The 14,941-nt window shown below is 39.1% G+C and carries 12 protein-coding genes; 2 read left to right on the forward strand and 10 right to left on the reverse strand.

Annotation, left to right across the window (positions count from 1 at the left end; translation table 11 throughout):
• Window positions 1–370: 370 nt before the first annotated feature.
• Entirely contained in the window at window positions 371–2,911 is a 2,541-nt protein-coding gene (locus P3R27_RS10980) for a cation-translocating P-type ATPase (RefSeq protein ID WP_126134082.1), read from the reverse strand.
• A 261-nt stretch (window positions 2,912–3,172) separates the two neighbouring features.
• Here P3R27_RS10980 and P3R27_RS10985 point away from each other — a divergent pair, with 261 nt between their 5' ends.
• Window positions 3,173–3,661 (forward strand): GNAT family N-acetyltransferase, encoded by a 489-nt coding sequence (locus tag P3R27_RS10985; protein WP_126134081.1) that lies wholly within the window; start codon window positions 3,173–3,175, stop codon window positions 3,659–3,661.
• 32 nt (window positions 3,662–3,693) lie between these two features.
• Here P3R27_RS10985 and P3R27_RS10990 read toward each other — a convergent pair whose 3' ends face one another.
• The 3 genes from P3R27_RS10990 to P3R27_RS11000 form a co-directional block, all read right to left on the reverse strand.
• Window positions 3,694–4,008 carry a hypothetical protein gene (locus tag P3R27_RS10990; RefSeq protein WP_126134080.1) on the reverse strand — a complete coding sequence of 105 codons (315 nt, stop codon included), beginning with the start codon at window positions 4,006–4,008 and terminating at the stop codon, window positions 3,694–3,696.
• 76 nt (window positions 4,009–4,084) lie between these two features.
• On the reverse strand, window positions 4,085–6,256 hold the full coding sequence (locus tag P3R27_RS10995; protein WP_301390119.1) for a type IA DNA topoisomerase: 2,172 nt from the start codon (window positions 6,254–6,256) through the stop codon (window positions 4,085–4,087).
• A 287-nt stretch (window positions 6,257–6,543) separates the two neighbouring features.
• Entirely contained in the window at window positions 6,544–6,885 is a 342-nt protein-coding gene (locus P3R27_RS11000) for a hypothetical protein (RefSeq protein WP_126134079.1), read from the reverse strand.
• A gap of 8 nt (window positions 6,886–6,893) precedes the next feature.
• Between P3R27_RS11000 and P3R27_RS11005 the strand changes: the two genes are divergently transcribed.
• Window positions 6,894–8,330 carry a hypothetical protein gene (locus P3R27_RS11005; RefSeq protein ID WP_301357525.1) on the forward strand — a complete coding sequence of 479 codons (1,437 nt, stop codon included), beginning with the start codon at window positions 6,894–6,896 and terminating at the stop codon, window positions 8,328–8,330.
• A 404-nt stretch (window positions 8,331–8,734) separates the two neighbouring features.
• On the opposite strand, the gene P3R27_RS11010 is transcribed toward P3R27_RS11005, so the two are convergent.
• The 6 genes from P3R27_RS11010 to trpX all read right to left on the reverse strand — a co-directional run bounded on the left by P3R27_RS11010 (window position 8,735) and on the right by trpX (window position 14,801).
• Entirely contained in the window at window positions 8,735–9,304 is a 570-nt protein-coding gene (locus P3R27_RS11010; protein WP_235186308.1) for a hypothetical protein, read from the reverse strand.
• Between the two features lie 512 nt (window positions 9,305–9,816).
• Window positions 9,817–10,968, reverse strand: coding sequence for an LCP family protein (locus P3R27_RS11015; RefSeq protein ID WP_034688243.1), 1,152 nt, complete (start codon window positions 10,966–10,968; stop codon window positions 9,817–9,819).
• A 114-nt stretch (window positions 10,969–11,082) separates the two neighbouring features.
• Window positions 11,083–11,943 carry a shikimate dehydrogenase gene (gene aroE, locus P3R27_RS11020; RefSeq protein WP_034688239.1) on the reverse strand — a complete coding sequence of 287 codons (861 nt, stop codon included), beginning with the start codon at window positions 11,941–11,943 and terminating at the stop codon, window positions 11,083–11,085.
• 181 nt (window positions 11,944–12,124) lie between these two features.
• A complete protein-coding gene (locus P3R27_RS11025; RefSeq protein ID WP_034688238.1) occupies window positions 12,125–12,895 on the reverse strand; it encodes an ABC transporter ATP-binding protein in 771 nt (256 codons plus the stop codon).
• 2 nt (window positions 12,896–12,897) lie between these two features.
• Complete coding sequence (locus tag P3R27_RS11030) at window positions 12,898–13,779, reverse strand: ABC transporter permease (protein ID WP_034688235.1); 882 nt, start codon at window positions 13,777–13,779, stop codon at window positions 12,898–12,900.
• Window positions 13,776–14,801: a tryptophan ABC transporter substrate-binding protein gene (gene trpX, locus P3R27_RS11035; protein WP_126134077.1), complete on the reverse strand. Its 1,026-nt coding sequence runs from the start codon at window positions 14,799–14,801 to the stop codon at window positions 13,776–13,778. Before trpX ends, P3R27_RS11030 begins: the two co-directional genes overlap by 4 nt.
• Between the last annotated feature and the right edge of the window lie 140 nt (window positions 14,802–14,941).

Below are 14,941 nucleotides of genomic sequence, written 5' to 3' on the forward strand. Positions count from 1 at the left end.
CAAAATAATTTTAAAATTTTGCAACGGCTCGAAAGAGTCGTTTTTTTGTGTTTTTCGGTTTAATTTGGTTTGATAAAGGTTTGATAGAGGTTTGATTTCACTTTGAATCTACTTTGTATAATATATATTATGTAAACTAGAATAAATAAAAATATTTATCCGTGTGTTTTTTCGCTCTAACCTCTCTTGCTTATGATCAAATACAGCATTTTACTTGTTTTTTAGACATTGACATTTATTTTTGTCATTTATTCTTTTTTCCAATCAATATAAGAAAAGTTCGTCTGTCTTGCAAAAAATGGAATACAGACGAACTCGAACAGTAAAATTTAGCTTTATAACTAGTGGAAAGAAAAATTTCTGGTAATACTTAAAACAGATGTGTCCATTTTTTCACTTCGATATAGGCTACTGGAAGAAAAGACAAACCAAGAACCCATAGCCAGTTGGAAAGTCCAATCGTAACAAATCCAAAGATATGTTGTGTAACAGGGATTGTCACTAATAAGACAATGATCAATGCACCAATTGCTGTAGTTAAGACTAGCAATGGATTACCCAAAAATTTCAATCGTAAAATAGATACTTCACTGCGACAATTATACATATGGCTGATCGTGGATAACCCTAAGACAATAAATGTCATTGTTTCAGCAATCGCTACTGATTGTGTACGACCAATAACTATCGCCAATAATGTGACGACGGTAAACACGACAGAGATTTCAAGAATCTTAAAGGTCAATCCTCGTGAAAAAATGCTATCGTATTTATGAATCGGTTGTTTTTCCATATTTTTTTCCTCTGCAGGTTCGACACTTAAACTAAAACCAGGGATGCCATCTGCGACTACTTTGATGATCAACAATTGGATCGCTGTGACTGGCGCGCCCCAACCTAAGATCAAAGAAATCAATACGATCGTTAAAGCTGAAATATTACAACCTAACATGGCATATAGAGATTTACGGATATTTTGATAGACTCTTCGCCCCTCTTCTACCGCTTGGACGATCGTTGCAAAATGATCGTCTACTAAAACCATATCAGAAGCTTCCTTCGCCACTTCCGTTCCACTCCCCATAGCAATACCGACGTCTGCTGCTTTCAGTGCTGGCGCATCGTTTACTCCGTCCCCTGTCATAGCGACGATTTCGTTCTTTTGTTGAAAAGCTTTAACGATTCGTATCTTGTCTTCAGGTGACGTTCGGGCAAACACTCGAAACCTATCGATAGTTTCGGTTAACTGTTCGTCACTCATTCTTTTCAGTTCCGCCCCTGTCATGGCCCGGTCTCCTTCTCCCATTATCCCTACTTCTTTAGCAATACGTGAAGCTGTTAATAAATGATCGCCAGTAATCATAACGGTTTTGATTCCTGCTGTTTTGGCTACTTCCACTGCTTTCGCTGCTTCTTTTCTCGCTGGATCAATGATGCCGATAAAGCCGGCAAATGTCAGCTCCTCCTCTAATTTTTCCTCTGATAATTCTTCGATTGATTGTTGGAATACCTTGTAGGCTACCCCTAATACACGGTACGCTTGATCAGCAAGTTGATCATGTTCCGCTTGGTAATCTTCGTTTAGATTCATCAAATGTAGTCGATCGAATGCTCCTTTTGTGACTGAAAAATATTCTTGACCTCTACGATAGACGACAGTCATACGTTTTCTTTTTGAATCAAAGGGCAATTCTTTGATTTTTTTCAAATTGGAAAGAGATTCCTGTAATTCTTTCTCCGAAAATTGATCTTTTACAGCTTTTTGAATCGCTAATTCCGTTGGATTTCCCCCTCCTTCGTTCTCAGAAAAACCACTCGCAAGATAAAACAGCAAAAGTAGATTTTTCTCCTTGTCTTTAGTGAAATCTATAAGAGTAGGTATTTCTGTTAATGGAGTAATTTTTTTCACAGACATTTTGTTTTCAGTAATCGTCCCCGTTTTATCTGAGCAAATGACAGAAACGCCACCTACTGTTTCAACGGTTGACGGTGTCCGAACAATGGTTTTCTTAACTGCCATATTCCCCATTCCCACAGCTAAAGAGATGGTTACGACAACAGGTAATACTTCTGGTATTGCTGCCACTGCCATTGAAATTGCAGTCATGATACTTGATTCTACGCTCAAACCTTTTACTAAACCAATTACAATTGCCAAGAAACCAGCAGTGATTGCGACTAGCCCTAGTACTTTAGCCAGTCTTTGCATTTTGATTTGCAGTGGTGCGACATGCGTTCCTTCGTTCGTGATCAAATGAGAGATTTTTCCGATTTCTGTCCCATTGCCAGTTTTTTCTACTAAGACTGTCGCTTTACCTGTCACGACTAATGAACCAGAAAATACTAGATCTTTACGATCACTCAGTCCTTCATTATCAGTAGGTTGATAAGAAGCGTCTTTTTCACTCGGTTCACTTTCTCCAGTCAAAAATGATTCGTCAACAAAGAAATTAGTACTTGTAATTACTTTCGCGTCAGCAGGGACACGATCACCCAATTTAAGTTGTACGATATCACCAGGAACGATCTCAGTGCTATTGATTTCTTTAACGAAACCTTCTCTCAAGACAAGACTGGTTGGCGTACTCATTTTTTTCAGTTGATCCATTGATTTTTCCGCACTTTTTTGTTGCCGTATTGATAAATAAAGATTTAATAGGACAATCGAAAAAATCACAACTGGTTCTGTAAAATCATCTGGATGCGTGCGATAAGCTATAAACGTAGATAATCCGGTAACAACAAGTAAAATCAAAATCGTGATATCTTTTATTGCTTCTTTGAGATAAGCAATAAAAGATTTAGTTGGCTGATTGTCAATCGAGTTCAAACCGTAGTATGCTAATCGATCGTTTGCTTCTTGTTCTGTTAATCCTTTTTGTCTATCTGTCTGTAAGTTTTCTATTTTCATTCTGCCTATTCCCTCCCAAAACAAAAAGGAGTCAGGCAAACGAACCATTAAAGCCTACGGTTCGTTTGTCTGACTCCTACAAGATCGTTCCGGCGAACGCTCTTAAGTCATAAATTTTTTATGAAGTTATTATTTCACAGTTCAAGCAATGGGTCAAGGGAGAAGTTGATAAAAGAATGTCCCTCTGAGTACAAAGTAAATTGACCCTTCCGTTCATTTGTATTACGATAAATAAACACGATAGAAAAGGAGCCTTGTCCGATGCTGATCCGAGAAATTAAACCACAAGATGATCCAATCATCAAAGAAATTATTCAAACTTCCCTAGAATCACTCGATTTGGCGATTGAAGGAACTGCCTATTTCGACCTACAATTAGACCATTTAACAGACTACTACCATGTTCTCTCCTGTGCTGCTTATTGGGTGGTGGAATTAGAAAATAAAGTAGTTGGCGGAATCGGCATTGCACCTTTCGACGAGCAAAAGCAGATATGTGAATTACAAAAATTGTACTTAGCCCCAGAAGCAAAAGGTTTAGGAATTGCCAACCAATTGATGGAAACAGCATTGTCTTATGCCACTCAACATTACCGTCAATGCTATTTAGAAACGATGCATTCCTTAAAGCCTGCTTGTAAACTGTATGAAAAGTTCGGCTTTCACTTGATAGCTGATCCACTAGCAGGTTCTGAACACTCCACGATGGACGCTTGGTATATTAAAGAGTTAAAAAAAGACGGCGAATAAGGAAATTTTTCTCTTATCGTCGTCTTTTTTATTTATATGAACTGTTGAATAAATTGCGTAATCATCGGTAAGAAATAAACAACACCCGCCGCAGCTAATACGAAAAGCAACTGTTTCCGTTGTTTCTTTCTTTTCAGTAGACTACTCGTTGTATGCAACAAGTAAGTGCCACTCTTGGCTGCTGCAGTCAAAGTTGTCAAAATGACCGTCGGTGAGTAGCCAGTCGGATGTTTTGTAATAGCTAATAATTTGGTTCCGTATTCTGGATATGCGATGACCGCTTGATAGAGCGCAACCAACGTTAACAATCCCATCGCATAATTCAAAAGCGAATTGATTTTTTTCACGTACAAGTACTCCTCTAATAATTATTACTTTAGTATTTTTTGGTTTAGGTATTTTAACTTTTCGGAATATATATACCTACTCTTGTTTTTCCATCCAAGGAAATGAAAAGCCGATCGTTAAATCTTCTTTCAAAACTAGGACTGCATCAAACTTCCCTTTTTTACCAGTGAATCCTTTGACCACTTTACTAGTCTTTCCTTTTGAGAGTAACTCTCTAAGATTGGTTTTGGTCAATTTCTTCTTAGCAATCGTAGGCCACAATTTAAAATCACATTCCTTGTTCGTACATGTCGCGATTTTTGGATACAACATCACAATGCCTTTTTTACATTTCGGACAACGCCCGATTTGGTCATTCTTCTTCTCCATTGCTTCGATTTGCATCAAACCGCTTTGCTCTTCCGACAAGTCGACTGTTTTTACTTGTTCTGGGACGACTTCTAATAAATGCAGAATAAATTTTTTGATATTTTCTAAAAAAACTTCCGGCGTTCCTTGCCGTTCACCGATTTTTTTCAAATAACTTTCCCACCGCGCTGTCATCTCAGCACTTGTCAGTAAAGATTCTCCTGCTACTGCTTTACACAAAGTGATACCTTTAGCAGTCACTTGAATATCATTTTTATTGACTTCGATATAGTGCCTTTGTTTCAAGTTTTCAATAATGCTCGCGCGGGTTGCTTCCGTCCCGATCCCTTCCACTTCTTTCAGAATCTCTTGCGCTTCTTCATCATCTAAGGTCTTTCCTGCGGTTTTCATCGCAGTGATCAGCGTTCCCTCATTGTAGGGCTTAGGTGGCTGCGTTTCTTTTTCAAGGCTTCTCAGATCAACAGTCACGACCTCTTGCTCACTGACTTTAGGCAAAAACTGACCATCTGATTTTTTCTTGCTTTTTACGGTCAAGATTTGTTGCCAGCCTTCTGCGATCGGACGTTTCCCGACACTTTTTAAACGTAATCGTTCCACTCCTGTAAGGATCACGGTTTCTTCATAGCGATAATTTTCTGCAAACATTGCTAAAGTCGTACGCATCACCTGCAAATAGATCGCTTGCTCTAGTCGGGAAAGCTTCGCAAAACGTTCCTTCGTCGGTATCGTTTTGGTTGGAATGATCGCATGATGCTCTTGGACTTTTTTTGCATCCACATATCTTTTTTTAGGAAATGTTTCTGGTGTCGCTACCTCTGTGATCCCTAAAAACGATTTATAGCGATCAAGATTTTGGACAAGATACTGGTGTTCACTTTCTGTAATGTAAAAAGAATCTGTCCGAGGATAACTCAAAAACTTGCTTTCGTACAAACCTTGGACTGCATCAAGCGTGGCTTTCGCACTGACTTTCATCAGTTGATTCATTTTCGATTGTAAACTTGACAAAGAAAACAAACGAGGACTACTTTGTTGTTTTTCTTTTTTCGTTACTTGTAAGATCGTTCCTTGTTGTTTTCCTAAATGCGCACCTTTTGCCTCTATCGCAGCAACTAATTCGTCCGCAGTCTTAAAGGTTTGTTTCGGTTCGATTTTACCGACAAACTGTCCATGTTGACTTTTGATCTGCGCTTCTCCTTCGAAATAAGGCTCTTTTTTAAACTTCCTGATTTCTTCTTGTAACTGGTAGATCATATAAAGCGTTGGTGTTTGGACACGCCCTAATGAAAAGCTTCCAGAAATCCCTTTTTGTTGTAAAAGTAAACTATATAGCGGACTGCCATTCATCCCGATCAGCCAATCCGCATGTTGACGTGCTTGTGCTTCTTTGTATTTTGGATAAAATTGCTCCGCTGGTTTTAGTTGTTTGAACCCTTGATAGATGGCCTCTTTTTCCAATGAATTGATCCATAAGCGTAAGTACTGCTTTTGCTTCGTAAAGGCTTTTGCTTGCTGGATGATCGACCAAGCAATCGCTTCACCTTCACGGTCGCTATCTGTTGCGATAATGATCGTATTAGCTGCTTGTAATTGTCGTTTGACAATGGCGAATTGGCTCCGTTTCTCTGGAGGCACCGTATATTTGAATTGGTCAGGAAATATCGGCAAGTTGGGCAATGACCACTTCGCCCAGCGTTCTTCATACTCTCCAGGAGGAACCATTTCCACTAAATGACCAAACCCATAAGTGATTGTTACTTCACCTGTGAATAGTGGATCACTAACTTCAAAATAACCTTCCTGCTTTTTCCTTTTTTTGAACGTTTCCGCATACGCTTTTGCTTGAGAAGGCTTTTCAGCAAGTATCACTGTTTTCATGTTTTCCCTCCTCCTCTTGATAAAATAAGAATTCCTTAACAGTTTACCAAATGGTTTTCAAAAAGAATAGCGAAAAAATTGAAGATGTTTTTGTTGAATGGAAAAAAGCGTTACAAAAAAATAACTATAACCACCTAAAGAATAACATTTATCTTTTTATTATTATCATGCTGTTATTTTTAAACAAGAAGATAAACATTGATAAAAGAACAGCAAGAATTAACATATAATTAGTTTTTGCAAGGTAAATAACCATATAAAAAATGAGGTTTTTTATAATTGTAATTTTAAATAAACTTGAAGTTTATTGTTATATTTTGGAAAATATAATTAAGCAATCTACGACACAAATAAGGAGGTTTTTGGTAGTTGAACTGTTGGTAGTCACTCAAGCCATTTGATAAAAAGGAGTAAAAAATGAAAAAAATGTATCGCCTATTACTTGTTGGTCTGTTGCTCGTACCTTTTGCCACTTTGCCACTTGATGTCCACGCCCAAGAAGCGATCGCTAGCGAAATCACCCAACCTGACGAAACCATCGGTCCGATCGATACCACCTCACCGATCCCTTCGTCCGCAGAACCGCAAAATGCAGCAGTTGCCATAAACGTTTTTAATGGAATCAGCATGTCTGCTTATGGATCTGGTTTATCAGGTAGTACACTTAGCGCTGGCTTACTGTCGACCGCCGCCTCTGCTAGGAATTGGTCTAGGGGTCGGTTTTTATCAGCTCGGCGCCTCTTTAGGCGTCGCAACAGCTGATTTAGCGAAAACAAACAGTGGTTTATTTGAATCGATCGGTAGCAGTGCCTCCACTCAAAATGAACTGAACACTTTTGCAATGTCTGGAATCGATTCGACAACAAATACCTATAATTTCTCCGCAGCCTTACAAAACCGCTACGCACAAGATGTAACAAGCAATGCGTTGATGCGTGAGTACTTGACTGGCGAGAGCGACCACGGAATCTTTACTTTCAGCGTCAGTGACCGTGTTGAACTTTATCGTCGCTACATCAACTACACCATCCCTTGGACACTACGGGAACAAGCAGCCGTGGTCGGACGTAACACGTCACTAGCCGATTCTCTCTCCCAGAATGAGTTTTTCGTTTTAGAAAGCATCCAGTATAGCGAATCCGTTCGTGGTGCAGATGATGCCATCTTGAACATCACCGGTTCTTCTTACTACGGCTATGATTTCCCAGAACCTTTTAACTATCAAGTCAAGCTTGATACGAGCATCTCTACGCTCTTAACAGAGATGATCACAACAAAAGAACAATTGCTCGACTACGTCCAAGCAACCACACCCTTTGAATTCGGGGTCGTCAATGAACCTTCTAAAGCCTTAGCTATTGAAACTGCCCAAGAAATGGCTGTCGCATATGATGAACGAACCAGCCAAATCAGCCAAAGTTTAAGCGAAGCCTTGGCTCCCAACAACAATGGGTTAGACTTTGACCCATCAGGAATGATCGCTACATTATATGGTGCCGCAGTTGTATCGGATCACGCTGGGAACTTTATCTATGCTCAAACGCAACAAGCCGTTCCAGCACATTTAGTTGGAGCGATTGAGTTTTCTTATAGTGCTGAGGCACTACCAAATGATGATTCGATCACTATTGATGGGAAACGTGGTGTGTTGGATGAAGAGACTGGAAATATTATAGATGATAAGACAAAAGAAATTTTAGTCCTAGGCGCAATGGGAGCTAATTGGCTCTCTGAAAGTTTAGAGAAAATTTATCAAAAGATTAAGGAATTAGCAGATGTTGATATTGAAGATGAAGAAATTGAGTGGTACACTCCTGTTGATTTATATTATGATGAACATTTTGCAGATGGAGGGAAAGGGCATACGATTGCTAGTCATATAGGGAAAAATCATGGAGAATTAAAAGGACGTTTAGATATATCGCATGATTTAATAAACTATACATCGACTTTTAATGATCCCATTCAAGCGTTGGTATATATTAACATCGCTATATTTACTGCGAATCAAAATTACTTAGACCGAAAAATCAAGCTTCCTTTAGGAGAATGTCGTTTACAAAAAATCAAATGATCGTGTCATTTATCAGTCTCATGCCTATATTTCTGGAATAGTTCCGAATGGCTGGGGGCTTTGGAGAACAGTAGAAGGAAAAAATGATTATTTACCTGTAAGTAATATTACCTACTCTTGCGTAGTAATCCAGCGTACTCGTAATGTGATACGAAAAAAAAGAAAGTATTATATTCTCACTGCCTATCCAGATCTAAAAAAAATGATAGAAATGAACCTGCTAATAGCGGGTTCTATTTATAAAAAATACTAATCTACATAGTCATTTTTTTAGATTAACGCAATTATTTAAAATTTTTAATTCAGTAATCTGTAAGTATGAACCTATATTATCTTATGATACCTTATATTACGCCGGTTCTGCCAAATAAATACTGATAATCGTAAAGATTTGGGTTCTAGAATCATAAACACTCCAAAGATAGGCGCCCCAGCCCACACGCGCATAGTTGAAGTAATTTTGTAAACTCTGTATTCCAGGAATAGATGATCAATTTATCTTTTAAAGGAAAGAACCGTTGATTTACCAGATTAAAGTCTGTCTTAGATAAATTTGTCCCATGAAATTCATTAAAAAAAGCTTCCTCATATACCCCACCTTCCATAAATAAATCTTCCGCAGTAAGTTCTGTGCCTTCCATCATCTCTTCGTTGACTTCAATTGGGTAGCCACCTAAGTTTAACGTAGTAGGATCAATTTCTGTATAAATAATTGAATCAGAATTCAGTTCACGAAATTTCGCTACATACATTTCACAGTCAACAGGTTTTCCTGTTTCTTCGCGTTTTTTTGATGACCAAAGATTTGTTTTTGCCAAACGACTTAAATAATTTAAGTAGGCTAAGATTGCCTCTTTATGGGTGATCTTTCCTTGGTAATTATTTTCCTTAAAGAACGTGTAACCGACGTAATACGGAAAAAGTATATCCCTTTTTTTTCCTAATGCTAATGTTTCTTTTACCAATAATTCCATGTCTTTGCCTCCTCTAAATAATGATGTATGTACTTAATGAGTATGATTCCTATACTTTACAAAAAGACCGATTCATCTTTGGTTCACCAAATGTATGCTTAAATTTCATAATCATCCTCCGAACCTCTAAAAAATTAAACAGAAAACATAAGAGGTGTTTTTCAATCGTTATTTTATATGTATTTAATAAAAATAATTATCTTTATAATATTATATTATAGCATGATAAAGAAATAGACAAGTTCCACTGATTTATTTATGTTGTTTTTTTATCAAGTCATACCTGCGAAACAAAGATTTATTTTTAAGAAATAAAAGTAAAAATACAAGCTCATAAAAAACTGGAAAATTGTTAATAAATTCAATCTGAATAATAAGTGGATTTTTGCGAGGAGGATAAAATAGAGCTATTGGAAAAAGAAACACTATATAGCAATTAAGACATCCACACAAAAAAAGCTTTTCCAGAAGTTATCACCTCCAGAAAAGCCTTTTTAACAAAACATCAACGATTATTTACTCAAGAATTGTTCAATCTTTTCACGGTTCATTTGTTTATCTAATACGAGGATACTACCCGCATAATCACTTTGACCATAGCTCCAAGTATTATCCGCTGGGACGCTTAAGCGGTCGATTCCGCCAGCACCACGTAAGATAGAGAAACTGTTTTTGACTAAAAAAGTCATCGGTACATCGGTGGATGTATAACCGATTGCTTTTCCGGCAGCATATGGCGCACGGATCAAGTTCAATGGATTTTTCAGTTGACCGAAAATCGCATCCATTACTTGTTGCTGTCTGCGGACACGACCGAAGTCGCCTTCTTCGTCCATCCGGAAACGCGCATATTGCAACAGCACATGACCGTCCATTCGTTGTTTCCCTTTAGCGATATCGACACCGTCTAGATTCAAGTCCTTTTCAGCATCGATCGACACGCCGTTCATGAACATAGCATCAATCACTTTTTCAAAAGATTTGAAATCGACTTTCATATAGTATTGACAGTTCAGTCCAAAGTTCTCTAACAAGGTTTGTCGGACTAACTCCGCGCCACCATAAGCATAAGCTGCATTGATTTTGTTGTCTCCGACCCCAGGGATCGTCACGAAGCTATCCCGCATGAATGAGATCAATTTGGGTTTACGCGCAGGTCCATCTAATTGTAGAACCATGATCGTATCTGCTCGCCCCGCATCTTCACCCCTTGTATCACTGCCTAAAATCAAGATATTGTGAGCGCCACTTGTTGATTGGGTGCCGTTGAATGTTTCTGAAGTCGCTGGTTCCAGTGACTGATCATTTTCAGCCACGAACTTGCCGACGAAAAATGAAATCAGTGAGAAGACAAATAAAAATAATAAGATCCCTACTATGATTTTCCACCAAGACCGCTTCTTGCGTGGATCTTTAGGCTGTTTCTTTTTAAAGAGTCCTTTTTTCTGGGGTTGTTGTCCTGAATGAACGTGTTCCTCGTAAGGCGTTGAGTATCGAGAATCACTTGGACGTTCGTCATAAGTTTGTTCGTAAGAAGGGCTTGCTTCCTCTTCAGACTCCGCTTGTTTCTTACTTGCGCGTCGCCAAGATAATAGCGGCGATGACTTTTCTTTGATTGGTTTTGCTTTTTTATGGATGTTCTGATAGCGATCCATCCGACTCATTTGATTTCCTCCCTTTGTTCAACTCAGTAAAATCATACGATACTTCTTAATGAAAAACAGTAAGATCGTTGTAAATTTAACTAAAAGCTAACGAATCCTTTGATAACACTCGTTTCATTCCTCTGAAATGAGTAAAGGTTGGATCTTCTCAATCGGCATGGTCTCATCTGTCCAAAGCTCAAAGGCAATTGCTCCTTGGTACATCAGCATCCCTAGCCCATTTCGTGTGACACAGCCGATTGCTTTGGCCTCTTTTAGAAAGCGTGTTTCTTTAGGGGAATAAATCAAATCAAAAACTGCGAGTTTCTTATGGAGAAACTGAGGATCAATTGGCATCAACTCTTTTTTTGCGCCCATGCCCATATCGGTACCATTGATCAAAAGGTCCGTATCTTCTAGATCTTTTTTCAACTGTTCAGTATCTGCATAATCTTTGACGATGATGGGACAGTTGGTTTGTTCCGCAACTCTCTCAAAATCCGCAACAACACTCGCAAAAGTAGCATTCTTCCGTTTATAGATGACGATTTCTTTTGCTTGATCTAACGCCGCTTGAACAACGATTGCTTTCGCTGCGCCACCTGCACCTAGCATGATTATTTTTTTGTTTTTGATTGCGACACCCGCTTCGTGTACTGAACGCATAAAACCCATACCATCCGTATTATAGCCGATCAAGCGGTTGTCTCGATGAACGATGGTATTAACAGCGCCTATCAACTGCGCTTCTTGACTTAATTCATCTAAATAAGGAATAACTGCTGTTTTGTTAGGCATGGAAAGATTGACACCTAACATATTGAATGTATGAATGCTTTCGACTGCCTGCATAAGATTCGTCTGATCGACTGTGAATGCCAAGTAAACAGCATCGATCGAACAAGCCTGAAAGGCGGTATTATGCATCAATGGAGATAAACTATGGGTAACGGGAGATGCAAAAATCCCTGCTAATCTTGTTTTTCCTGAAATCATGGAACGCCTCCTATAATACGCTAAAAATGCCGCGTCCATTCGTAGAACCTACGAATGAACAAGCGGCATCAATCATTTTTCTGATATGAATCGTGTTGATTTTGATTGTTATTATACCTGCTATCACAAGTATAAATTGAAGGAAACAAACTTGTCAAACGGAGATAGCGTTCTCGAATGACTAATCGATTACTTCTTCGAAGAAGTGTAAGAGATCGTTCATGGATAATGCTTGTTTTTCTTCTTTCGCTAAGTCTTTGACGATCCGGCCTTTTTGTAAGACGATCAAACGATTCCCATATTTCAAGGCATCTTCCATACGGTGCGTGATCATCAAGCATGTCAACTTTTGCTCTGTGATGCGTTGGTTGGTCAATTCCATCAGTAGCTTGGCTGTCTTAGGATCTAGTGCTGCGGTATGTTCATCTAATAAAAGTAATTCTGGCGCTTTGATCGTTGCCATCAATAAACTTAAGGCTTGTCGTTGCCCCCCTGACAATTCGCCAGCAGGTGTATCCAAATGTTGCTCTAATCCATTGCCTACTTCTTGGCATATTTTATAGAACGCTTCTTTTTGGGTTTTCAATTGACGCAAACAAAGCGTCCGTTTCTCCCCTCTTTTTTCGGCTAACAATAGATTTTCTGCCACCGTCATCCGTGGTGCAGTCCCCATTTTTGGGTCTTGGAATACGCGTGATAGAAATAAAGCTCGTGCTTCTTCTGATAACTTCGTGATTGGCTGGTCTTTGAAATAAACCCCACCTTGACTTAATTGCAATGTTCCGGCAATCGTATTGAACAAAGTACTTTTGCCCGCCCCATTACCGCCAAGAACAGTGATAAAATCTCCTTCATTGATGGTCAATTGGATATCATCCAATAATACTTTTTCTTCGTGCATCCCATTGTTGACTACTTTTCTACCATTTTTGATCGTTAAGATAGCTGTCATCGTTAGACCTCCTTTTCAAAGCCAGTTTTTAATTTCAGTGCTTGTTTTACTTGTGGGATCATCAAGCAAGCCGCTAAGATGATCGCTGAGAATAATTTCAGATAAGTCGTATCAAAACCTAGTTTGATAACAGCTAAAATCAGTAGTTGATAGATGATGCTTCCGACAACGATTGCTAATAAACGCTCGATTAATGTCAACTCTTGGAAAATGACTTCCCCGATGATGATCGAAGCTAGTCCGATCACGATTACACCGATTCCTTTATTGACATCCGCATAGCCATCGTTTTGTGCGATCAATGCGCCTGATAAAGCAATCACTCCGTTAGATAAAGTCAAACCTAAGATTTTCATGCGGTCGGTTTTGATTCCTAATGAACGTGCCATTGTCTCATTATCCCCAGTGGCAATATAGCCTTGCCCTAGATCTGTATTGAAGAAGAAAATCAATACGCTGATCAATAGACCGAGAGATAAGAGGCCTAATAAGACAGTGTCAAAATAATTCGGGAAATGTAGTGCGTGGAACACATCTTGTAAGACTGGATGACTCAACAATGAAAGGTTGGGTGTGCGCATCACAAACAAGATGACTGAGTTTAAACCTGACATTACTAAAATACCGGCTAAGATGACTGGAATTTTTCCTTTTGTATAAAGTAAGCCTGTAACAAATCCAGCCGCCATTCCGGCCAAAACACCTAGAATCGTTGCCAATAACGGACTAACGCCATGCGTGATCGCTGTTACACAGACAGCCCCACCAAGAGGGAATGAACCTTCTGTTGTCATATCAGGAAAATCTAAAATGCGGTAAGTCATAAAAATCCCTAAACCTAATATAGCCCATAACATCCCTTGTGAAATTGCGGATACGATCATTGTTCTTCCTCCTTGATCTCTGTCAATACTTTTGCATCTTTTTTGATGGATTCAGGAATCGTGATTCCTAATAGTTCTGCTTGTTTTTCATTGACGATGATATCGCCTTTATCAAAGACATAGACAGGGGTTGTGGCTGGCTCTTTCCCATTTGCTAAAACGGCTGCCATTTTACCTGTTTGCACACCTAATTCGTATTGATTGATCCCGATTGTCGCTAACCCGCCTTGTTCGACCATCGTATCGACAGAAGGAATTACTGGGATATCTGCTTTATTTGCTTCTTTGATGACCGTTTGCATCGCATTAGCAATCGTGTTATCTAAAGGAACATAGATAAAATCAACTGATTGGCTCATGACTTGGACGGTTTGCGCAATTTCATTCGTTGAAGGGACGGCATACTTCACTGGTGTTAGTCCTTTGGCTTTTGCCGCTTCTTCTGCTTGGCTGACTTGATAACGTGAATTGTCTTCTGATGATGCATAAAGAATCCCAACCGTTTTTGCTTTTGGTAATAGTTCTGTCGCTAATTGAATCTGCGCTTCCACAGGCGGTTGGTCAGAAACTCCTGTGATGTTGCCCCCTGGTGCTTCTAAACTTTGTACTAGCCCCGCCCCTACAGGATCAGTCACTGCGCCCAAGACAAGTGGGATATCCTTCGTGGTGTTTGCGATGGCTTGTGCTGCTGGTGTCGCAATACCTACGAGAACGTCTGGATTATTTTGAACCAATTGTTGACTCATGGTAGCTAACTTACTTTGGTCGGCTTGACCATTTTGAAAATTGATTTCTAGGTTTCGTCCTTCTTCCAAACCTGACTCTTTTAATCCATCTTTGATCCCTCGATAGATTTCATCTAAAGCAGGGTGACTAACGAACTGTAAGACCCCAACAACTTTCTTATCACCTGTTCGATTGCCTTCAACAGGTGGCTGATCCTTGATCGTTTCGTAGATAAATGTACCGGTCAAATAAATAAGTATCAGTGCGATTACTGCGATCAATCGTTTATTTTTCATTTTTACTTCCCCTTTTTTGTTATGTATTTTTTTATAATAAATCAGCTACGTGTGTAACTTCGAGCGAATGAACAAAAAAAGACAATCACCGCTTGTACGGTCATTGTCTTTTACCAACAAAAAACCGCATAGAGCCATCT

The sequence above is a fragment of the Enterococcus spodopteracolus genome (assembly GCF_030441955.1).
Lineage (GTDB): Bacteria > Bacillota > Bacilli > Lactobacillales > Enterococcaceae > Enterococcus_B > Enterococcus_B spodopteracolus.

Coding starts and splice junctions, on each gene's coding strand:
- P3R27_RS11005 (WP_301357525.1), top strand. CDS start 6,894: ATGGATCTGGTTTATCAGGTAGTACACTTAGCGCTGGCTTACTGTCGA.
- P3R27_RS11025 (WP_034688238.1), bottom strand. CDS start 12,895: ATGACAGCTATCTTAACGATCAAAAATGGTAGAAAAGTAGTCAACAAT.
- trpX (WP_126134077.1), bottom strand. CDS start 14,801: ATGAAAAATAAACGATTGATCGCAGTAATCGCACTGATACTTATTTAT.
- P3R27_RS10980 (WP_126134082.1), bottom strand. CDS start 2,911: ATGAAAATAGAAAACTTACAGACAGATAGACAAAAAGGATTAACAGAA.
- P3R27_RS11010 (WP_235186308.1), bottom strand. CDS start 9,304: ATGGAATTATTGGTAAAAGAAACATTAGCATTAGGAAAAAAAAGGGAT.
- P3R27_RS10985 (WP_126134081.1), top strand. CDS start 3,173: ATGCTGATCCGAGAAATTAAACCACAAGATGATCCAATCATCAAAGAA.
- P3R27_RS11015 (WP_034688243.1), bottom strand. CDS start 10,968: ATGAGTCGGATGGATCGCTATCAGAACATCCATAAAAAAGCAAAACCA.
- P3R27_RS10995 (WP_301390119.1), bottom strand. CDS start 6,256: ATGAAAACAGTGATACTTGCTGAAAAGCCTTCTCAAGCAAAAGCGTAT.
- P3R27_RS11030 (WP_034688235.1), bottom strand. CDS start 13,779: ATGATCGTATCCGCAATTTCACAAGGGATGTTATGGGCTATATTAGGT.
- aroE (WP_034688239.1), bottom strand. CDS start 11,943: ATGATTTCAGGAAAAACAAGATTAGCAGGGATTTTTGCATCTCCCGTT.
- P3R27_RS11000 (WP_126134079.1), bottom strand. CDS start 6,885: ATGCTGATTCCATTAAAAACGTTTATGGCAACTGCTGCATTTTGCGGT.